At 61.2% G+C, this 21,285-nt stretch carries 18 protein-coding genes; 9 read left to right on the top strand and 9 right to left on the bottom strand.

Annotation, left to right across the window (positions count from 1 at the left end):
* Positions 1-4 precede the first annotated feature (4 nt).
* From AC2VON_RS18920 to AC2VON_RS18900, 5 genes are read left to right on the top strand one after another with little or no spacing between them, the layout of a single operon-like run.
* Positions 5-1,543, top strand: a complete 1,539-nt coding sequence (locus AC2VON_RS18920) for an acyl-CoA synthetase (RefSeq protein WP_084027991.1) — start codon at positions 5-7, stop codon at positions 1,541-1,543.
* Entirely contained in the window at positions 1,540-2,805 is a 1,266-nt protein-coding gene (locus AC2VON_RS18915) for a cytochrome P450 (RefSeq protein WP_084027993.1), read from the top strand. Before AC2VON_RS18920 ends, AC2VON_RS18915 begins: the two co-directional genes overlap by 4 nt.
* Before the next feature lie 7 nt (positions 2,806-2,812).
* The gene (locus AC2VON_RS18910) at positions 2,813-3,604 is read left to right on the top strand and encodes a coniferyl-alcohol dehydrogenase (RefSeq protein ID WP_084027995.1); all 792 of its coding nucleotides are present in this window, start codon (positions 2,813-2,815) and stop codon (positions 3,602-3,604) included.
* A gap of 18 nt (positions 3,605-3,622) precedes the next feature.
* Positions 3,623-5,008 carry an aldehyde dehydrogenase family protein gene (locus AC2VON_RS18905; RefSeq protein WP_464508834.1) on the top strand — a complete coding sequence of 462 codons (1,386 nt, stop codon included), beginning with the start codon at positions 3,623-3,625 and terminating at the stop codon, positions 5,006-5,008.
* Entirely contained in the window at positions 4,975-5,199 is a 225-nt protein-coding gene (locus AC2VON_RS18900; protein ID WP_369689179.1) for a ferredoxin, read from the top strand. Before AC2VON_RS18905 ends, AC2VON_RS18900 begins: the two co-directional genes overlap by 34 nt.
* Positions 5,200-5,476: 277 nt before the next feature.
* Here the strand turns inward: AC2VON_RS18900 and AC2VON_RS18895 are convergent, their stop codons facing one another.
* Positions 5,477-6,406, bottom strand: a complete 930-nt coding sequence (locus tag AC2VON_RS18895) for a phosphotransferase family protein (protein WP_464508838.1) — start codon at positions 6,404-6,406, stop codon at positions 5,477-5,479.
* Between the two features lie 367 nt (positions 6,407-6,773).
* On the opposite strand from AC2VON_RS18895, the gene AC2VON_RS18890 reads away from it, so the two are divergent.
* Complete coding sequence (locus AC2VON_RS18890; protein WP_084028003.1) at positions 6,774-7,931, top strand: acyl-CoA dehydrogenase family protein; 1,158 nt, start codon at positions 6,774-6,776, stop codon at positions 7,929-7,931.
* A gap of 500 nt (positions 7,932-8,431) precedes the next feature.
* Here the strand turns inward: AC2VON_RS18890 and AC2VON_RS18885 are convergent, their stop codons facing one another.
* From AC2VON_RS18885 to AC2VON_RS18870, 4 genes are all read right to left on the bottom strand, one after another.
* Positions 8,432-9,085, bottom strand: a complete 654-nt coding sequence (locus AC2VON_RS18885) for a TetR/AcrR family transcriptional regulator (RefSeq protein WP_084028005.1) — start codon at positions 9,083-9,085, stop codon at positions 8,432-8,434.
* Positions 9,086-9,511: 426 nt separating this feature from the next.
* Positions 9,512-10,690 (bottom strand): acyl-CoA dehydrogenase family protein, encoded by a 1,179-nt coding sequence (locus AC2VON_RS18880; RefSeq protein ID WP_084028007.1) that lies wholly within the window; start codon positions 10,688-10,690, stop codon positions 9,512-9,514.
* Positions 10,691-10,693: 3 nt separating this feature from the next.
* The gene (locus AC2VON_RS18875; protein WP_084028009.1) at positions 10,694-11,845 is read right to left on the bottom strand and encodes an acetyl-CoA C-acetyltransferase; all 1,152 of its coding nucleotides are present in this window, start codon (positions 11,843-11,845) and stop codon (positions 10,694-10,696) included.
* A 58-nt stretch (positions 11,846-11,903) separates the two neighbouring features.
* Complete coding sequence (locus AC2VON_RS18870; RefSeq protein WP_486954326.1) at positions 11,904-12,596, bottom strand: TetR/AcrR family transcriptional regulator; 693 nt, start codon at positions 12,594-12,596, stop codon at positions 11,904-11,906.
* Positions 12,597-13,238: 642 nt separating this feature from the next.
* Here AC2VON_RS18870 and AC2VON_RS18865 point away from each other — a divergent pair.
* The gene (locus AC2VON_RS18865) at positions 13,239-14,315 is read left to right on the top strand and encodes an ABC transporter ATP-binding protein (RefSeq protein ID WP_486954324.1); all 1,077 of its coding nucleotides are present in this window, start codon (positions 13,239-13,241) and stop codon (positions 14,313-14,315) included.
* Positions 14,316-14,729: 414 nt separating this feature from the next.
* On the opposite strand, the gene AC2VON_RS18860 is transcribed toward AC2VON_RS18865, so the two are convergent.
* Positions 14,730-15,356, bottom strand: coding sequence for a TetR/AcrR family transcriptional regulator (locus AC2VON_RS18860; RefSeq protein WP_486954323.1), 627 nt, complete (start codon positions 15,354-15,356; stop codon positions 14,730-14,732).
* A 441-nt stretch (positions 15,357-15,797) separates the two neighbouring features.
* Positions 15,798-16,640 (bottom strand): HpcH/HpaI aldolase/citrate lyase family protein, encoded by an 843-nt coding sequence (locus tag AC2VON_RS18855; RefSeq protein WP_084028017.1) that lies wholly within the window; start codon positions 16,638-16,640, stop codon positions 15,798-15,800.
* 518 nt (positions 16,641-17,158) lie between these two features.
* On the opposite strand from AC2VON_RS18855, the gene AC2VON_RS18850 reads away from it, so the two are divergent.
* Positions 17,159-18,199, top strand: a complete 1,041-nt coding sequence (locus tag AC2VON_RS18850; RefSeq protein ID WP_084269149.1) for a MaoC family dehydratase — start codon at positions 17,159-17,161, stop codon at positions 18,197-18,199.
* Positions 18,200-18,508: 309 nt separating this feature from the next.
* Here the strand turns inward: AC2VON_RS18850 and AC2VON_RS18845 are convergent, their stop codons facing one another.
* Complete coding sequence (locus AC2VON_RS18845; protein ID WP_170926905.1) at positions 18,509-18,910, bottom strand: PaaI family thioesterase; 402 nt, start codon at positions 18,908-18,910, stop codon at positions 18,509-18,511.
* A gap of 76 nt (positions 18,911-18,986) precedes the next feature.
* On the opposite strand from AC2VON_RS18845, the gene AC2VON_RS18840 reads away from it, so the two are divergent.
* Positions 18,987-19,532 (top strand): TetR/AcrR family transcriptional regulator, encoded by a 546-nt coding sequence (locus AC2VON_RS18840; RefSeq protein WP_084269150.1) that lies wholly within the window; start codon positions 18,987-18,989, stop codon positions 19,530-19,532.
* 184 nt (positions 19,533-19,716) lie between these two features.
* Here AC2VON_RS18840 and AC2VON_RS18835 read toward each other — a convergent pair whose 3' ends face one another.
* Positions 19,717-21,042 (bottom strand): MFS transporter, encoded by a 1,326-nt coding sequence (locus AC2VON_RS18835; protein WP_170926906.1) that lies wholly within the window; start codon positions 21,040-21,042, stop codon positions 19,717-19,719.
* Positions 21,043-21,285: the final 243 nt, after the last annotated feature.

The following is a 21,285-nucleotide window of genomic DNA, read 5'->3' as shown; positions in this document are numbered from 1 at the left end:
GCTGATGTTTCCAGGCACACATGCGGCGTCTGCGCCCGATCGTCCGGCCGTGATCATGGCGGAGTCGGGCCGGGTGCTCACCTACAAAGAACTCGATGACAATTCGGCTCGGCTCGCATCCGCTCTGCATGCGATCGGCCTGCGCAAAGGCGACGTCATTGCGATGATCTCGGACAATGCCGCCGAAGCATTTGAGATTTATTGGGCAGCACTACGTTCCGGTCTGTACATCACCGCTGTCAATTGGCATCTGGCGGCCGAGGAAGCGGCCTACATCCTGCGGGATTGCGGGGCTCGGGTGGTCATCGCTTCCGCTGGTGTGCAGGAGCTGGCCGAAGCAGTGCTCGACCTGGTTCCGAAGGTCCAGCACTGGTACTCATTCGGCGGTGCTATCGACGGGTATCACCCGTATGGCGAGCTCATGGCTGCAACCGACGCACGGCTGCCTGATCAGCCGCGCGGTTCGGAGATGTTGTATTCCTCAGGCACTACCGGGCGGCCCAAGGGCATCAAGCCGCATCTGCTGCCGATCCAGGTCGACGAATCCGGGGACCCCCTGGTCGGGCTCTTGGCGCATGCGTTCAAGATTTCCGCCGATGACGTGTATCTGTCGCCGGCGCCGATCTATCACACCGCGCCGCTGAAGTGGTGCGGCGGCGTTCAGGCGCTGGGCGGCACCGTCGTTCTGATGGAGCGCTTCGGCGCTGACACGGCGCTGGCCGCTGTCCAGAAGTATCGGGTGACGGTGACGCAAATGGTCCCGACGATGTTCGTCCGGATGTTGCAGTTGCCAGACGAGGTGCGTAACTCCTATGACGTCTCGTCGCTACGAATGGCGGTGCATGCCGCCGCCCCGTGCCCGCCCGATGTCAAGGACGCGATGATCAAGTGGTGGGGCCCGATCCTGGTCGAATACTACGGTGCGACTGAGCAGCACGGCAGCACCATCATCACCACCGCCGAATGGACAAACAAGCGCGGATCGGTTGGCAAAGCCGCACTCGGTGTCTTGCACATTTGCGACGACGACGGCAGCGAGCTACCGCCGGGGACCGTTGGCACCATCTACTTCGAGCGCGACGTCGTACCTTTCGAATATCTCAACGATCCCGAAAAGACTGCTGCCTCACGGCATCCTGCGCACAAAAATTGGTCTACCGTCGGTGATATCGGTTATGTCGATGAGGACGGCTACCTATTCCTTACCGATCGCAAGGCCTTCATGATCATCTCCGGCGGGGTGAACATCTACCCGCAGGAAGTCGAGAACGTCCTCGCACTGCACCCGAAGGTTTTCGATGTCGCGGTGATCGGTGTGCCCGATCCGGAGATGGGCGAACAGGTCAAAGCAGTAGTCCAATTGCGGCCCGGGACAACACCATCCGCCGAACTTTCTGACGAGATCATCGCCTACGTCCGGGAACGCATCGCACACTACAAAGCACCCCGCACTGTGGACTTCATCGACGAGCTACCCCGAACGGCCACCGGCAAGCTCGTGAAGAGGAGCCTCAAGGCCCGCTACATGGAGGCAAATGCATGAGTACTGAGACAACGCAAAAGATCGACCGTCCACCCTTCGACCCGGTGAATGTATCGACGGAGGATTTCTGGGCGCAGAACTTCGACGAGCGCGAAAAGGCGTTCAAGATCCTGCGCGACGAACGTCCTGTCAGCTGGCACCGCCCGATGGAGGGCTCCATGATGGAGCCCGAGATCGACGGAGTGTGGGTAGTCACCCGCCATGAGGACGTCGGCTATGTGAGCAAGAACCCCGAGATCTTCTGCTCCGGTCAGGGAGTCAACTTCGAGGCCGTTCCCGAAGAGCTGCTCGATGCCACACTGTCCTTCCTGGGTATGGACGGCGCAAAGCACTCCAGCCTGCGCCGGCTCGTCAGTTCGGTTTTCACGCCTCGCCAGGTCAACAAGATCAAGGAGCAGATCAACCACCAGGCGAAGTCGATCGTCGACGACTTACTCAAGACCAAAGAGGGTGACTTCGTCGAGCAGGTTTCCAAGCGCCTGCCGATGTGGACCATCTACGAGATGCTCGGTCTGCCCGAGGACCAACGTGACGAGGCGGCACACCTGGCCGACGGCATGGTGGCGTGGGCCGACCCCGAGGTCGCAGCCGGTCGTGAACCCGCGGAAGTGTTGACCGATTCCTTGGTCGGACTGCTCAACATCGGCATCGGCCTGGCCGAGGCGCGACGTGAGCACCCGCAGAACGATTTGATGACCTCGCTGGTTCAAGCGGAGGTCGACGGGCGCCGCCTGACCGACGACGAGCTGGGCCCCTACTTCGTCCTGCTTTCAGTGGCGGGCAACGACACCACCCGCACCACCACCACCTTCACGGCGATCGCGTTGCAGCAGTTCCCCGAGCAGAAAGCGTTGCTGGAGAGGGACTTCGACGGGCACATTAAGGTTGCGATCGATGAGTTTGTACGCTGGGCCACCCCGGTGATGACCTTCCGGCGCACCGCCACTCAGGACACCGAGCTGCACGGCCAGCACATCCGCGAGGGCGACTGGGTGACGATGGTCTACTCGTCGGCGAACCGCGATGAGCGGGTATTCACCGACCCTAATAAGTTCGACATCACCCGATCGCCGAACCCCCACGTCGCATTTGGCGGTGGTGGACCGCACTTTTGCATGGGCGCTTTCATGGCCAAGATGCAGCTGGAATCGATATTCCGCGAGTTGATCTTTCGGGCGCCGAACCTGCGGCTGGGCGAACCCGAATATCTGACCGGCAACTTCATCACCGCAGTCAAATCGCTGCCTTACACACTCGATTAGGAGACTCATGACCGACTTCAAGGGCAAACGCTACGTCGTGACCGGCGCGGCGTCCGGCATCGGCCATGCGGTCGCAGAGCAATTGTTGGCGGTGGGCGCCGAAGTCCACTGCCTGGACCGTAACCAACCGAAGGCCAAGGTGACTCGACACATCGAGGTCGACCTGGCAAACCCGCACAGCATCGACTCCGCCGTGGAGCAACTCGACGGTGAGTTCGACGGCCTGATGAATGTTGCCGGCATCCCCGGCACCGCGCCCGCCGACCTGGTGTTGGCCGTCAACAGCCTTGCGGTGCGTCACCTGACCGAGTCGCTCTTCCAGCGCCTGAAGCCCGGCGGGTCGGTCACCATAGTGTCGTCGACCGCCGGCTTCGGTTGGCCGCTGCGGCTAGACGCAATCCGCGATCTCCTGTCCACCGACACCTTCGAAGAAGGTGCCGCCTGGTTCAAGGCCAACCCGCAGCAGGGAAACGCTTACAACTTCTCCAAGGAAGTCAGCACCGTCTACGCCATGTCGATGGGTTTGGCGCTGGCCGAGATGGGATTTCGCATCAATGCGGTGTTGCCCGGACCGGTGGAGACGCCGATCCTAGCGGACTTCGAGGAGTCGATGGGCAAGGACACCCTCGATGGATTGAAGAACCTGTTGGGACGGCACGCGGATCCAGATGATATCGCCAGCGTGGTGTTGTTTTTGGCCTCCGATGAGGCCCGGTGGGTCAATGGTCAGGCGCTGGCAGTTGACGGTGGCATCGCCGGGGCGGTGGCCAGTGGTGTAGTGCCCGCTCCCGAAATCTGAGGCACCCCAGGAGAATTCATGACTGTTCATGCACTGGAGACGACCGATAGCGCCAGCGTGCTGGCCGACCTCCGCCGCGTCTTCAATACCGGCCGCACCCGACCGCTGGAATGGCGGCTGGCGCAACTGCGTGGGATTGAGCGGTTGGTCGAGGAGCGGGAGTCTGAGATCGCTGCTGCGTTGGCCAAAGACTTGGGCCGTTCTGCGGCTGAGGCTTGGCTAGGTGATGTCGCCTCGACCAAGGGCGAAGCTGTATACGCACGCAAGCATCTGAAGAAATGGATGCGCAGACGGCGTACGTCATTGCCGTTAGCGCAGTTGCCTGCTCGCGCGTGGGTGCAATATGACCCGCTAGGTGTGGTGCTGGTCATCGGGCCATGGAACTACCCCTTGTATCTGAGTCTTGCACCGCTGGTGGCCGCGGTAGCGGCCGGTAACTGCGCGGTGGTCAAACCGTCGGAGTTGGCGCCCGCCACATCGGCGTTCTTAGCGCAATGGCTTCCGAAGTACGTCGACCCAGAGGCTGTGCGGGTGATTGAGGGTGATGCCGGCGTCACGCAGCAGCTGCTGGCGGCGGGATTCGATCATGCGTTGTTCACCGGCGGCACCGAGGTTGGTAAAAAGATTATGGCTGCCGCCGTGCCGACCCTGACCCCAGTCACCCTCGAACTGGGTGGGAAGAGCCCGGTGATCGTCGCCGCCGACGCCGATATAGATGTCGCGGCGCGACGCATCGCGTGGGTGAAGCTGATGAATTCCGGTCAAATCTGCATCGGGCCGGACTATGTGTTGGCCGATCGCCGGATCGTCAACGAATTGGTTGGCAAGATCGTGGCCAATTTCCGTGATTTCCGTTCCGGTGAGGCCGATCCGGCGTTGCCGATCGTCAACCAACGCCAATTCGACCGATTGGTTTCGCTGATCAGTACTACCGACGGCAAGGTTGTCACTGGAGGAGGATCGGACAGCATCACTCTGCGGATCGAACCGACGGTGATCGTGGATCCGTCGCCTACGGATCCGGTCATGGCCGATGAGATCTTTGGCCCGATATTGCCTATCCTGAAAATCGAATCATTAGATGACGCGGTGGATTTCGTTAACAGCCGACCAAAACCACTGGCGCTCTATGTTTTTACTTCTGGCCAACATGGCCGCGGTCTAATCGACCGCATCCCGTCGGGAGGCGCGGTCATCAACCACGTTGCCATGCATTGTCTGGTGCCGGCGTTGCCATTTGGAGGTGTCGGTGCCAGTGGCATGGGCGCCTATCATGGCAGGTGGGGCTTTGAGACGCTAAGCCATCGCCGAGCAGTGTTGTCGAAGCCGGCCAAACCTGACCTTCGGCTGGTCTACCCGCCGTACAGCAAATGGGCTCTGAAAATTATGCGGAGGATCTTCTGATGAAAGTGAGTGTCGACACCTCTAAGTGTTGCGGAATCGGCTTGTGCGAGGCCACAGCTCCCGGTGTGTTTGAGGTCGGTGAGGATGGCCAGTCACGTGTCATCAATCCCGAGTGGTCGGAGGACGAGCGGCCCGCTGTCGAACAGGCTGTATTGGACTGCCCGACTAACGCATTGTCAATCCAGGAGTGATGCGCAACGGTCTGGTCGTACGTAATCCGTTGGTCTAGCAAAGATCTCGTGAATACCTATTTGCAGAGGGCTAGATGTCGGCGGTAGTTGTGCGGCTGGCCCCGGCCGAGGGTGCTGAGATATCACCCGTCGCGCTTAGAGCTGGAGGGCTTATTGGCGCCGCGCGTCAGTCGTGAAGAAGACGCGAGCGCCAGCCACGCGGACTAGCCCGAGCCGCGTTGGCGACGCCAAAGTAGGACGGCGGGCAGGATAGGGCGATCTTCGAAGGCTCATCGCGTCACCGTTGTTCTGCTAGGAACTTCGCTGCCGATGAGAGCAGCGTGGCGATCGAGTGGTCGAAAGATTCAGCTACGACGCCGGTTTGGTCGTCCGCGACGGCACGGTCGTGGGCAAGGATGTTTTGCAACAGCGTTGCTCCGCGCCAACTGGTGAGTCCCCTGTAGTAGCCGAGGTGTTCCAACGAGGAGCCGGTCAATTGCGCATAGGCGTCGATGAGCTTGCTTCTCGGTAGAAAGCCTCCCGCGCGCGTGGGACTGGGTACACAGGACGCCGGCTCATTCCGGGCTCGCCAATCGTTGAGCAGCCATGCCAAATCGGCCATGGGATCGCCTGCTGTGCATAGCTCCCAGCCGAGCACGGCGCTGACCCGGCCGCGGTGGGTCATGACGTTGGATAACCGGAAATCACCGTGTAACAGCATCGGTCGTGGTTGACGCGCGGGACGACGTTGCAGCAGCCGGCTTCGGACCGCACGCCATGCGGCATCGTGGACGCTTATCGAACCCGAGCGCGCCCAAATGTCGGTCATTCGGCCGATCTGGCGATCAAGATAGGGCAATCGGTACTTGGGCAGACCGGCGGCAGCCGGATCCAAAGAGTGCAGGTGCGCTAGGAGAGCGACCATCTTGATGCCCAGTTTGTTGCGCCGTTCGGGGGAAAGGTTACGAGCGTCATCTTCGGTGATGATCACCGATCCGTACGCACTTTGCATCACCATAAACGGGGCTCCAGTTGGGGTTGCAGCGCTGCCGACGACTCGGGGTAGCGGAAAGCCACTGCCAGCCAGCATCGTCATGATGTTCGCCTCGCGATCCAGTTTGTTGGCTCGCCCCGGCGCTGGTTCGCTGAGCAGCCACTGCTGACCTGAGCTGTCGGTTACCACAGAGGTGATGTTGGACTGGCGGGAGCCGTCCCGGGTGACTTTCACTGGTGGATCAACCGTCTCACCGTGGTCGGTCAGCCATCCGGCGAGGGTTGCCGGTCGCTGTGAGATTGGTCTGGCTGCTAGAGGACGTACCGTGGCGGTGGACGAAGATCGGTTCATCCGGGTCCGTTCCCCTTTTTTAGCGACCGGTCACCGAAGCAGTTCCTTGAGCATCAGGTTCCGTCCGGCGGCGTTCGGTGCACGCATTGACTTGGCCAAGTCTACTCCGAATTTTTATACAATATTAAACAAACCTATCCTTAATTGCCTCGTCTCCGTGCGGTCGCCGACGGTCTCGCCTGCGATGCCTCGTGCAAAGCTCGTATTGTTTAATCTAGGATAAAATCTGTGTCTGGAGAGAGGTGGTGACGTGAGCGCTTCGTTGACCGAAGAGGAAGCTCTGTTGGTTGAGACGGTTCGAGCGTTCATCGACCGCGATGTCAAACCGACGGTCCGTGACGTCGAGCATGCCAACGAGTATCCCGAGAAGTGGATCGATCAGATGAAGCAGATCGGGATCTACGGATTGGCGATTCCCGAACAGTACGGTGGCTCGCCAGTATCGATGCCCTGCTACGTGCTGGTGACTCAGGAATTGGCACGTGGCTGGATGAGTTTGGCCGGCGCGATGGGCGGCCACACCGTGGTGGCCAAGCTACTGACCTTATTTGGCACCGAACAACAAAAGAAAACCTATCTTCCCGCGATGGCCAGCGGCGAGATTCGCGCCACGATGGCTTTGACAGAACCGGGCGGGGGGTCAGACCTGCAGAACATGTCGACCACAGCGGTCCACGACGGTCGAGATTTGGTGATCAGCGGCACTAAGACCTGGATCTCGAACGCACGGCGCTCAGGACTGATTGCTCTACTCTGCAAGACCGACCCGAAGGCTACGCCGAAGCACACCGGGATCTCGATCGTCCTGGTAGAGCATGGTCCGGGGCTGACGGTTTCGCGGGATCTTCCCAAGCTGGGCTACAAGGGCGTGGAGAGTTGCGAGCTTTCCTTCGATGGATACCGCACTGCCGAATCGGCGATACTGGGCGGGCAGCCCGGTAAGGGATTCACGCAGATGATGAAAGGCCTTGAGACCGGGCGCATTCAGGTCGCCTCGCGGGCGCTTGGTGTGGCAACCGCCGCTTTCGAGGACGCGCTTTCCTATTCGCAGCAGCGTGAGAGTTTCGGCCAGGCCATCTGGAAGCATCAGTCTGTCGGCCACTATTTGGCGGACATGGCAACAAAGCTTACTGCCGCTCGACAGCTCACGCTGTACGCCGCCGAGCGCTATGACAGCGGCGATCGATGCGATATGGAGGCCGGTATGGCAAAACTCTTCGCATCCGAGGTTGCGATGGAGGTCGCACTCAATGCTGTGCGGATTCACGGCGGGTACGGCTATTCCACGGAGTTCGACGTCGAGCGCTACTTCCGCGATGCGCCGCTCATGATTGTCGGTGAAGGTACCAACGAGATCCAACGCAATGTCATCGCGAGCCAACTTGTCGCTCGGGGCGGTATTGCCTGATCCGCATCCAGACTCGCCACGGCAGCGCCGAGTCAGCCTGCGGCCGTCACACCGGGTCAACCGGCTCGTGAAGGTGCGTATACAGGACGCCGACCCATGTCGCGGATGTCAATGTGCCAGAGGGCGTCTTCACAGATGGTGCGAGTGCGAAAACCGCGGAGGATCGCCGAGGGTGCTAGTGATGGTCAACCGTCCTGAATTGGTTCCTCAAGCCCTGCAACGGTTCCGCGAAAACAAGGCAGGCGTGTTCTGCATCTCTGCCGGGTGTCCGCGCAATTACGGCTACATCGCATCGTTCAATTGCAGCCTGCGCAAGGAGTGCTTGAAACCGCCATCATTTGGAATCGCCTATTCAAATCCCGCGTGGCGCCAGCGGCTTGCACGACCCTGCGTTCGTAGGCCTAAGCAATGTCAGTGAGGCGGCCACGGAGTACGCCAATGGTCGCACGACGGCGTGCGGCGAGACTGCTCAGCTTGCCACCGACAAAATCTGGGCCGCTCTAACCGGCGGTGGGCTCGGCTAATCCGAAGCGAACAAATGACTGAGCATTGGCGACCACGGTGTCTAGAGAGCTGCGACGCGGGTCCCACCACTCAACCGCCCAATTCAGCGCGCCCAGGGTCAGCATCTGGGCCATGTACAGATCGAGGTCAGCGCGCAGCTCACCCGATCGGGCCATGTCGTTGATGAGCCGTCGCCATACTTCGCCATACCGCTGTTCCTCGAGGATCTGGCGTTTTCGAATCCGAGTCGGTATTTGGCCGGCATTGCGGATGGCCGCCGTCGTGTAGTCAGACACCTCGAGTTCATGGCGTAGATGTGCCTCGACTGCGGCTAGCAGACGATCCATCGCTGAGATGTCAGTCGGTAAGCCCTCGAGTACCGCCAGCAGATGTTGGTGCATTTCAGCGATGCCGGCCCACATCACCTCCTCGATGAGGTCGTCCCGCGACGGGTAGTAGTAATAGATGGCCGGCGCCTGCAACTCGGCATGTGTCGCGACGTCATTGAGACGCAACCCGGCATATCCTTTGGCGCTCAACACGTGGGCGGCTGCATCTAGGATCCGACGTCGTGTCTGCGCCGATTTGGACCCAGCGGTGTCGGCAGACGCCGGACCGACTATTGAAGCCGCGTCAGTCCGCCTGGCCATTGACTGATTCTAGCCGCTAGATGAAACCAACAGTATGGTGCGATGCCAAAGTTTTTACGTTGCATTCAAAGCGGGGACGGCTTTGTGAGAGCAGGCAAATTGGTGGTAACAGGCGCCGACGTCCTCGCTTTATATCCGTGATTAAGTTGTGCTGCTATGGTGCGGCGGCACGAGGTCAGCCTGAGGTGGCGAGCTATAAGACCTACGCCCTTCTGCACAGGGTCGTACAGCGGTGTCGTTGAAAGCATGCCGTGGCGGGGGGAAGTCACCCGCCACGGCAAGCTCGTCCTGCTAACCATGGCGCTCGGGTATATTTTGTTGCATCGAAGCTGATTTCGAGACAACCGGGTATGTCGAGCAGGCGCAGCCGTAGTTGAGGTGAAAGTGCAAGCGCGCCCTGCAGCAGGGTGACGACGGGCCCGGGGCTTACGATTCCTTCGGACTAGAAGTCGGACCTGAGCGGGCGATCTCGCGGCCGATGAGCTCTTTCATGATTTCCGTTGTGCCACCGTAAATCGTCTGAGCGCGAGTGTCGAGATATGCCCGGGCAACAGGGTATTCGACCATGTACCCATAGCCTCCGTGAAGCTGTAGGCAGCGATCGATGAGTCGACGTTGGAGCTCGCTGACGTACCACTTGCCCTTCGCGGCATCGATGGGGGAGAGCTCGCCGGCATTGAAGGCTTGAACGGATTTGTCGACGTACGCCTCGGCGATGTCGAGCTCGGTGGCCATATCGGCGAGTTCAAACCGAATATGTTGCAGCGCGGTGAGCGGCTTGGCGAATGCGTTGCGCTGCCGGCAGTACTCGACCGTCTGGTCGAAGATCGCACGCGTGGTCGCGATGGCTTGGGCCGTGACGCCCAGGCGCTCGCGGGGCAGGTGGCTCATCAAGTATTGGAGCCCACGGCCTTCTTCTCCCAATAGATTCTCGGCGGGCACTACTGCATCATCGAAGAACAGTTCGGCGGTGTCTTGTGCGGGCAAGCCAATCTTGTCTAGCTGACGTCCGCGCCGAAAGCCCGGTGTGTCACCCTCGACTACGAACAAGCTGAAGCCGTGCGATCCGCCCTGCTGGTTGGTGCGGGCAGCGACAACGACGAGGTCAGCCATGATGCCGCTGGAGATGAATGTCTTCTGACCGCTCAGGATCCAGCTGTCGCCATCGCGACGAGCAGTGGTACGGATCCCCCTGAGGTCGCTGCCGGCACCGGGCTCGGTCATGGCGAGGGCGCCGATGCGCTGTCCGGAGGCAAAGCTGGGCAGCCACCGCTGTTTCTGGTCGGCGTTTGTGAGGTCGAGCAGGTAGTGCAAAACCAGGTCGTCCTGGAGGCTGATGGTCAGACCAAACGAGAATGCGTTGACTTTGGCGGCTTCCTCGCACACCACCATCCGGTAGCGGTAGTCGTGTTCACCGGCGCCGCCGTAGCGCTCGTCGATCTCTAATGCGTAGATGCCCGACTTGGCTGCGCTGACGAACGCGGCACGGTCGATCCGGTGATTGCGGTCCCACTCATGCTGATGGGGAACCACTTCGCGAGCCAGGAACTCTCGGACGGTCTCGCGGTATGCCTCGTGGTCTGGGCCATACAGCGTTCGGCGCACCGGTCAGAGCCTTTCGATGATCGTGACGTTGGCCTGTCCGCCGCCCTCACACATAGTTTGCAGGCCGTAGCGGCCGCCAATGCGTTCCAGTTCGTGCAGCAGTGAGGTCATCAAACGTGCGCCGGTGCAGCCGATCGGGTGTCCCAGAGCGATAGCCCCGCCGTTGACGTTGACTCGTTCAGGGTCGGCCTCAAGCTCGGCGAGCCAGGCGAGGACCACCGGGGCAAACGCTTCGTTGATTTCGACCAGGTCGATGTCATCGATCGACAGCCCTGTTCGCTTGAGCGCATGGCGGGTGGCCGGAATGGGAGCAGTCAGCATCATCACCGGATCGGCGCCGCGTACCGACATGTGGTGAATCCGCGCGCGTGGTGTCAATCCAAAGCGATCGACCGCGGCTCGCGAAGCGATGAGAAGTGCTGCGGCCCCATCCGAGATTTGGCTGGCGACTGCAGCGGTCAAGACTCCATCGTCGATGAGGGTCGGCAACTTGGCCATCTTCTCTAGTGAGGTGTCCGGGCGTGGCCCCTCGTCCACGTTGACACCCGCATAGGGGATGATTTCGCGGCGGAATCGGCCTTCGGCGATTGCGGCAACTGCGCGCTGGTGGCTTCTCAACGCGAAGTTTTCGTTATCCTCCCTGCTGAGTTTCCACTGGCCGGCGATCATCTCCGCTCCGCGGAACTGAGAGATTTCCTGGGTGCCGTAGCGCGCCTCCCACCCGCGGCATCCCGTCCATGGATCGCCAGCACCAAACGGTTCTCCCGCGCTGAACGCACTCAGAATTGGATACTGACTCATTTTTTGCACGCCGCCCGCGACTATCAGATCCGAAGTGCCGCTCATCACCGCTTGCGCCGCGAAATGCACGGCCTGTTGCGCCGATCCGCATTGACGGTCCACTGTCACACCCGGCACCGACTCGGGCAGGCCAGCTGCGAGCGCCGCAGTGCGCGCGATGTCTCCGGCTTGAGAACCAATGTTGTCCAGGCAGCCGAGGATCACGTCGTCGATCGCTTCGGGATCTAGGTCGTGTCGGTTGACGACGGTGCCAATAACGTTGGCGGCCATGTCTGCTGGGTGTTCGTGAGCGAATCCGCCACCGCGCTTGCCGACGGCCGTGCGAACCGCATCAACAATGTAAGCTTCAGTCACCCCAAGAATTTAACATAGAATCGAAAACTTGAGCCACCTGCTCCCAGTGGCGATGGTCTCAACGCTTGTTTGCAGTAGCGGGAGTCTTCCTCGTGCGTCGCGCGCGGGGTTCCTCGGGGGAGCACAATCCGTGGCGAATTATGGATTGGGCGCTAACGACGATGCCATCGACGGAGTCGCGCCGTGGGCTATACCATTCCGCCGCCCAGTTCAGCGCTCCGAGAACCAGCAGCTGAGCGTAGCGGACGTCGAGGTCCGCCCGGATCTGTCCGTCGGCCTGGGCGGTGTCAAACAATCGACGCCATAGCCGACCATAGCTAGTTTCCTCTTTGCGCTGACGGGTGCGAAGGTGCGGTGGGATCTGCCCGGAGTTGCGAATTGAGGCGGTGGCGTAGTCGGAGATTTCGAGTTCATGGCGCAAGTGGGAGTCGACTGCAGCCATGATCCGATCGAGGGGAGGGGTTTCCGGGGGCAGCTCGTTGAGGGCCTCTTGCACGTGTTTGCGCAGTTCAGCGACGCCGCTATACATCACCTCCTCGATGAGTTCTTCGCGGGACTTGAAGTAGTAGTAAATCGCGGGTGCTTGAAGCTCGGCCTGGTCGGCGACATCCGAGAGTCTCGTGCCAGCAAACCCTTTTAAACTTAGGACGTGTGCTGCTGCATCGAGGATGCGGGCACGGGTTCGGGCGGACTTGGAATCGGCTTCCGTGTTGGCTCCGTTTTTGGACGCCACTGTAGCTTTTATAGGCACGATTAAAGGATATAGTAGGCACGGTTTTGAACATCGGACATCGCTGTGCAACGGGCGGGAAACCGTCACTTCGACCTGTCTGTGTCCAGCGTCGGTTTGTGGCACCCTCGCCTGGCTTGGCGCGGGATTGTCGACGCCGTCGAACGCCATGGGGCATCGTGTTGGCGTGTCGACGACGATCTGTGACTGGCTGATCGGCGCTTGGCTCTTAAGCCGGTTCTCTGTCAATGCTTTTAGGTTCACCCGGTGCAGCGTGCGGAGCGCGATTTCGGTCGGGTCGGCTTCGACCCTTACCGCAGCTTATGGTGGATGATGCGAGACTGCGCATCATGGGTGACCCGAATGTTTGAATCTTGGTTAAAAAGTAAGTAGTGTCGTCGGTCACAACGAGCGACGCTGCGTGGGGGCCTCGACTCGGGGGATAGCATGCGACATCGAGGCCGGTGCGATCGGAACTGGAGGACATTGAGCACCGGCTGGCTCGCTCGCCGAGGGTACAAGCAGTCCCGAAGCGTCGTGTTGTGGCGCCGGTTCGGGCGGGTTGCGCTGCGCCAACCTTGCGATCCTAGTTTTGCGCAGTAATCGCCATGCACACCGGTGTGAAGGGCGCAGACGTGCTGTGTCCGGAAGGAGAAACTTCGAATGGGCGTCGCTATCGAGGTGAATGGACTAACGAAGTCCTTTGGTTCCTCGAGGATTTGGGAAGACGTGACGCTGGAAATCCCCGCCGGGGAGGTCAGCGTTCTGCTGGGGCCGTCGGGTACCGGCAAGTCGGTTTTCTTGAAGTCCTTGATCGGTTTGTTGCGGCCCGAACGCGGCTCGGTGGTGATCGACGGCACCGACATCCTGCAGTGTTCGGCCAAGGAGCTCTACGAGATCCGCACGCTGTTCGGCGTGATGTTCCAGGACGGTGCCCTGTTCGGTTCGATGAACCTGTTCGACAACGCGGCGTTCCCGCTCCGCGAGCACACCAAGAAGAAGGAAGGCGAGATCCGTGACATCGTCATGGAGAAGCTGACCCTGGTCGGTCTCGGTGGCGACGAGAAGAAGTTCCCCGGCGAGATCTCCGGCGGTATGCGCAAGCGCGCCAGCCTGGCCCGTGCGCTGGTGATGGACCCGCAGATCATCCTCTGCGACGAGCCCGACTCCGGTCTGGACCCGGTGCGCACCGCGTACCTGAGCCAGTTGATCCTCGACATCAACGCCCAGATCGACGCGACGGTGCTGATCGTTACCCACAACATCAACATCGCCCGCACCGTGCCGGACAACATGGGCATGCTGTTCCGCCGCAAGCTGGTCATGTTCGGCCCGCGTGAGGTGCTGCTGACCAGCGAGGAGCCGGTGGTGCGGCAGTTCCTCAACGGCCGCCGGATCGGGCCGATCGGCATGTCGGAGGAAAAGGACGAGGCGACCATGGCCGAGGAGCAGGCCCTGCTCGACGCCGGTCACCACGCCGGCGGTGTCGAGGAGATCGAGGGGGTGCCCCCGCAGATCACGGCGACGCCCGGCATGCCCGAGCGCAAGGCCGTCGCGCGCCGCCAGGCCCGGGTGCGCGAGATCCTGCACACCTTGCCCAAGAACGCTCAGGCCGCCATCCTCGACGACCTGGAGGGCACCCACAAGTACCGCGCTACAGAGTTCGGCGACGTGAACAGCGACGGCCGCCACCGAGTCGATGAGATGCCTACCGAAAAGATCTTTGCGCAGGGGAAGTAGTACAGCCGACGATGGCCACGATGGTCCTCGACGCGATCGGGCGCGCAGCCGTTCGCGCAGTGAAGACGATGCATCCGACTTATGGGATCGAGTCCTGGCCGCGAGAAGGATCGAGGTTGCTTGGCGTCTCTCGAACGCCCGGCGAGTTTATCTGTATTAACGCCGTCTGCGGTGCGCCCGAGACCTTGGACATCTTCATACGGCGTATTTCTATCCGGGTCTTGGAGCCGCAGCCATTGGGCTCAGCTTGCTCTGAGATCACTTCGCTCGCGTCGGCTTGGCTGACTGATATTTGCCACGCCGATAGCATCATTCATTGCGGGCGATCGCGGCGTTCATTGCTAAGCGGGCTCAGTCACCGCCTCCGGTCTGCAAGGCTCGATCCATCGCCGCCCAGAACGGGGCGCCCAGACTTTAACGCGTGCCTTCATACAAGGTATGCCACACCACCGAGGTCACGCCCTCTAACGCGGAATTTGGGAGCTTAGTCCCGCGGCCCACCAGCTGGTACAGCCCTCGCTCAAACATCCACCCCAACCACGGGGTTACGGAGGTCAGATCGATGTCTTTGCGGATGGTTCCCGCACGCTGCTGTGGGAGGAAACTATTGTTCATGTCTTGGAATCGGCGCTGCATGATCGTGCCGTACTCGTCGCGAACTCGAGGATCGTAGGCCGCGGCCTCTATGAGTGCGGACAACATTCGTCCATGTCGGCGGTAGGCATTCGCCAATTTTCCGAGCGCTTTTCGCAGATCCACGCGCGTGGCATCCGGCGGCAGGCTGAACCAATCTCCGGCAGCGTTACCAATTTCTTGGGTCACGCGGTCCATCAATTCGAGCATCAGCGCGCCCTTGTCCTCGAAATACACATAAAAGGTGGAGCGTGCAATCTCGGCTTCGGTGATGAGCTGCTCAACGCTGATCTCTGAGAAAGCTGAGCCATTCGCCAGCAATCCGTCCACCACGACGAAGAGGCGACGGGCGATGTCTTCTCGGCGCTCGGCCCGGCTGACCTTGGCTCTTCGCGTCACAGCTGGCATTTGTGCGTGTCCCTATCCTAGACGAACTCGACAAACCGCCAGGTTAGCGCGCGTGGAGGTCCGGATGCCCATGGCGTGCCGGTACGAGCCGCTCTTGCGTTCCGCATTTCTCACCGACCGACAAGCTTCGCAGCGATGTATTGAACACCTGATCGCACGCCCAGCCGGCCGCGAAGGCGACAGCGTTCTTCGATCGCTACATCCAGCTAGGGATGGTGGCGTGCCGCTGATGAAACGGGGTCCGGGCGGGTCGGGTGATTTTCCTTGGCTGAGTCACGCGCGGGCCCTTCTGGAGCTAGCGCTGTGTGCGGCCTGAGCGTGTCGGTTTGGTTCGGCGCCGCCATGCGGGCCCGCGGCTCTCGGCAGCCGGGAATCGCTCGCGGTGCCGGATTCGCCAGTGCGGTAATACATCTTCGCAGCCATAAAGGCCGCGGCGCACTCCTATTCGCCTGGGTTTTCCTGGCCGCCAGCGTCTGCGAGGACTTTGCGGGCGCGGTCCAAGACCGGCTTGTCCACCATCCTTCCGTCGACGGCTAACGCGGAACCGCGCAAATTCCCAGCGTTTACAATGGTTTTAGCCCACGCGAGAAGCTCGGCCGAAGGTTTGGCTGTCGCGTGAACGATTTCGATCTGTTTGGGGTGGATGCATAGCTTAGCTGTCATGCCGAGACCCCGTGCGTAGTCGAAGTCTTGTTGCACCAAGTCTGCTTGGTCTAATACGGTGGTGACCCCGTCGATCGGTGGAGGGCATCCCGCGGCGGCCGACGCCAGAACCAGTGCTGAACGGGCGAACAGCAGGGCTTCGCGATCATCTGGTTCGACCCCGAGTTGTGCTGCGAGGTCGATACTGCCGAATGCCAGGCGAGCGACACAATCTTGGGCCGCCAGTTGCGATGCCGCGAGAATGCCGGTAGCCGTCTCGATCAGCGGCACTACCACGACGTCGCCCGCGTGGAGGGCCCCCAGCAGACGCACCTGGTCGGTGCGCTCCGATTTTGGCAGCATGACCGGCGGACCAAATTCGTCGACGAGCTCGCAGTCGGCTTGATACCACGGCGTTGTGGCCGCGTTGATGCGCAGCATCGCCGCATGGCCGTTGCCTAGCCAGTCATGCGCATGTGTGCGCGCAATGTCTTTGTCGGCCTCGCCCACCGCGTCCTCGAGGTCGATAATGACGATGTCCGGGCGTGCTGACGTCGCGCGGATGAAGCGTTCCGGTCGGTTTCCCGGAACGAAGAGGAGTGAGCGTGCCGCGCAAATGTCATGCAGCGCATACCGACTCATCGGTGATCCTTTTGTGGTTGGAGTGACGTGGCTACAGATGCAGTGCACTAATCGTCAACAGATGCTCTAGGAGGGATATCCGCCGCTCGCCTGTATGTGCTGCGATGCATCGCGGGTCGTCGTGTTCAGCGCGCAGCTTTTGGCCTACGTCTCGGCAGTGCACCTCGTCCATAGCGCTAATGTCCTCCACGGCCAGCTGAATTGTTGGCGTAGCTAGCGCACTTACCCGGAAATTTTTTCATACCATCGACGGACCGAGTGAGGCTCAAGCCAGCCACACGCTAGCACGATTTGAATCGAATGTAGAAACCATATCGCTCCCTACCGTCGACTGCCGCGGTTGCATGCGGGACGATTGCCGAGAGGTTGAGAGACGCAGGGCGCCGGCGATCAGCGATCCTGCGGCAGTAAGCCTGCCGCCCCTACGTGGACGGTGATGCCGTGGGCCGTCGTGCTTGCCGGTCGGGCCGGCAGAACAACGTTGACCCGCGCGCGATTGCCTGCGAGCATGTCGCGTTGTGACTGCGAATGGTTGTGGGGAGGGTGACTGTGGACGCGGTGGTTACCGTGAGGGCGGCCCGTATTTCGACGACCTCGCAATAGGTCAGATCGTCGCTTCGCCGGCGGTGACAATGTCGTCGGGAATGGCTGCCACTCATCAGGCGATTGTGGGCGACCGACTGAGGTTGGCGTTGGATTCGGGTCTGTGCGCCGCGGTTACTGGCCTGCCGGGGCCCTTGGCGCACCCGGCGCTAGTTTGTGACGTAGCGATCGGGCAGAGCACGCTGATCACACAACGCGTCAAGGCCAACTTATTCTATCGCGGGCTCATTTTTCACCGATTCCCGATCATCGGAGACACCCTGCATACACGCACCGAAGTGGTTGGGCTGCGGGCTAATTCGGCCAAAGAGGGTCGTTCGCCCACAGGAATGGTGGCGCTGCGGATAACCACGACCGATCAAGCCGACCGCCTGGTGCTGGACTTTTACCGCTGTGCCATGTTGCCCGCCAGCTCTGAATGGGCTCCGCAGAATTCGACCAGCCCTAATTGCGATCTATCCGTCATTGGCGCCGATCCGGAGCTGCCTGCCGCCGATCCGACCATGCATTGGGACGGCGACATATTCCGAAAAAGCGTGCCTGGTCCGCACTTTAGCGCGGAAATGGTCGGTACCGTGATGCACAGCACCGCCGATGTCGTCAGCAACGCACCTGAGCTTGCACGGTTGACACTTAATGTAGCCGCGACACACCATGATTCGCGGGCCGGTGGTCGCCGGCTTGTGTATGGCGGACATACCATCGGACTGGCTCTTGGACAGGCGAGCAGGCTGTTGCCCAATCTGGTGACGGTCCTGGGTTGGGAGTCGTGCGACCATACCGGCCCGGTGCACGAGGGCGACACCCTCTACAGTGAGCTACACGTCTTGTCAGCCAGAGCGATCGATGCGGGCGGCCTCCTTGGATTGCGCTCGACGGTATACGCCGTCGCTGACTCAACCGATGAGCCCGACCGACAGGTATTAGATTGGCGATTTAGCGCTTTGCACTTCTAAGGCCCGCGCATGGGCGACCTCGATTGGTGCGACCAAAGGGGCCGTCCCGTCCAAGACACGTCCGTCAGCGAATTGCTTGCTGGCCCCGGTGATCCTCGCTTCGCCGAGAGAACGCGACACGAATTCTCACGAGGTGCTGAACCCATGAAACCCCGCCGCAACCGCTAATCACCAGGCACGAAGTAGAGTTGCCATCGCGTAGGCATCCCGCTGCTCCCTCTGCCTGCTCAGAGCTGCAAGCCCTCCGCGCCCTCGACGCCGACGACGGCGTCGCGTCATGGCCCGAGTCGCTACGGTCAAGCGGGTACGTCATCGCTGTGGCTGGGCGATGAGCAGTTGCGAGGTGTGCGCACACAGTCGGTCGTCGTGATCGACGACCTCGACACCGACGTTGAGTACGCTGCGGCCGAGCTTGATCGGTCGGGCCCGTGCTCGTGCGCCGCCGGATGTCACCGGCCGCAGGAAGTAGCTGGTGGATTGTGCTGTCGTCCAACCAATCCCGTCGGGCAGGTTTAGCCCCACGAGCACCGCGGCGGCGAGATCGCACAGACTCATGATTGCGCCACCGTGCAGTCCACCTCCTGTCGTGGACAAGTTCGGAATTAGGTCCAGCTCGGCATGTACTTCGTCGGGTCCCAGCTGCGGGAACAGCACCCCTAATGTTCTAGCGAATGGCGCCAGCTCATAGATCGTGTCCTGGGTCAATTGCATGCTGCACTCTCCTGCGACAGATATTCCACTAGTCTGTTTATAGAACAGTTGTAATACTAATTGAAGGGGGAGAGATATGCCACGGCCGGTGGACCACATCCGCAGGGTCGAACTACTCGACGCCGCAGTCGATCACGTCATTGGCAGTGGGCTCACCGACCTGTCGTTTCGGCCGCTAGCCGACGCCCTGGGCGTTTCGACGACCACCCTCGTCCACCACTTCGGCAGCAAGGAACAGATGCTCGCCACCGTGCTCAATCGCATGCGTGTGCGAATCCTGGCCGACACCACACACGCCGAGTTCAGTGACGGCGGCCTCCCCTCGGCGGCACAACGGGTGTGGAGCTGGAGTACAGCACCTACGCACGAGCCGACGTTCCGCACCTTTTTCGCCGCCTACGGCCTTGCCCTGCAACATCCCGACCGCTTCGAGGACTTCCTTGCCAATGTCGTCGCCGACTGGCAGCGCTTCTTCTCCGCTCATCAAAAAGGAAGCCATGAACCCGAACGGATCACCCTCACCATCGCCGTGATCCGCGGTCTGCTACTCGATCTGCTCACCACCGGTGACCGCCGTCGTGTCAATCAGGCGTTCACCACGTTCATCGACACTCTCACCTGATGTCGCATGGCGGTAATTGACACGAAGACCGCAAGTAGTCCTGCAAGTCGTCGGAGTCCAACGTATTTAGAGGATTTCGGTTACGATCATGGTTGCGGACCTGGTCGTTAATTGCCCGGTCCAGGTCGCGATCGTGACACCGGGGTCGGCGAATGCGAGAGTCTTGCGATTGTGGGCGGCGTTGCTATCTTGAGGATCTTCCGCTGGTAACCGGTGGGGTTGTTGGTTGGGAGCGGATGCCTAGCAGCCATGCGAGGGCACCGATGCCGGCGAGTCCGGCCGCCACTGCTAGCGGGACGGCGAAGGAGGCGGTCGAGTATGCCAGGGCGCCGGTGACGATCGGTCCGAGCAGGCCGCCGATGTTGCTAACACCGTTGATCAGTCCGGCTGCCGACCCGGATAAGTTGAGTCGCCGCACCACATCTTGGGTAGCGGCCCACGACGCTCCGTTGGCCAGTGAGATGCCCGAAGTGGACACGCACAGGCAGATGATGGCGACTGTGCTCGGTGCGGAGAAGGCGGTGCCCAGCACCGCCAGCGCGGCTGCCATGCCGCCGACGAGCACCAGCTTGCGTGCGCTGAGCGCAGAGAGGCCCCGATGGTGGGCGATGTCGGACACACACCCACCTATGAGAGTGATCACGAACGCGCAGATCCACGGAATCGAGCTCATCCAGCCGGATTTCAGCAGGGTCAAGTGCCGATCGGTGACCAGGTAGCTGGGTACCCAGCTCACGAAGGTGTACAGCATGTACATCAGACTGAAATATCCGGCGGTGATCGCCCAGATCTCACGATGTTTCAACAGGATTCGCCACGGGGCGCGGCCTTGGTCGAGGTAAGGCTCCTGTCCGCGTTCGATGAGCTCACGCTCCTCGGCCGAAAGGCGCTCGTCCTGTGCGGGGTGGCGATACCACAACCACCAGACGATCGCGACCACCAGCGACAGCGCCCCCGTGGCAAGGAAACTGCTGCGCCAGCCGCAACTGGCGACCAGCGGCGCCAGCAGCGCCGGCCCGACCGCTGAACCGAGCGAAACCCCGGAGATGAACACGCCACTGCCCAGCCCACGCTCAGTGCGGGGCAGCCAATCGGAAACCGTGCGAACCGCGGTAGGGATGAATGGTGATTCGCCGACGCCCAGCAGTAGACGTGGCCCGAACATTGTGGCCACCGAGTGGGCGGCCGCGCCGCAGAAGCTGGCCGCCGACCACACTGAAAGCGCTGCCGCATACATCGCCCGGGGGCCCACGCGGTCGACGAGCGCGCCGGCCGGTGCATTCAGCAGCGTATAGGTCCAGCTGAAGCTGGACAGCAACACTCCCATCACGGCGGTGTTGGTGTGAAACTCTTTGATCAGCACCGGTGCTGACACCGCCAAGTTTGTCCGGTCGACATAGGCGACCGTCGTGACCACCAGCACGAGCAGGATCACGCGCCAGCGGCGCGGCAACCGAACACTGCGAGCGGTTGGCGCCGCCGGCTCCTGCGCCTTATCCGCAATGGGCATGTGAAGGGTTCCTCTACAGGTTCTGCGACGCCGGCGGGCCCGGAGCGATTCCGCGTTACGAGGCGATGCGCGATCGTGCGGACACATCCCAAGCCGTAGGCGAAATGATCGGGTACAAACCAATTTTGGGCAGGGTTCTCGCTCTGGTGACGGGGTCCCAGCTTCCGGGCCAGTGTCTATGAGAGTTGTTGGTGGGTGGTTTCCCAGTGCTTTCGGAAGGCCTCGGGGGTGAGGTCGTCCAGT

It is taken from the genome of Mycobacterium sp. TH-M82 (assembly GCF_057473605.1).
Note: the sequence above shows the minus strand (reverse complement) of the source record. Positions and strands in the feature narration are given on the sequence as shown.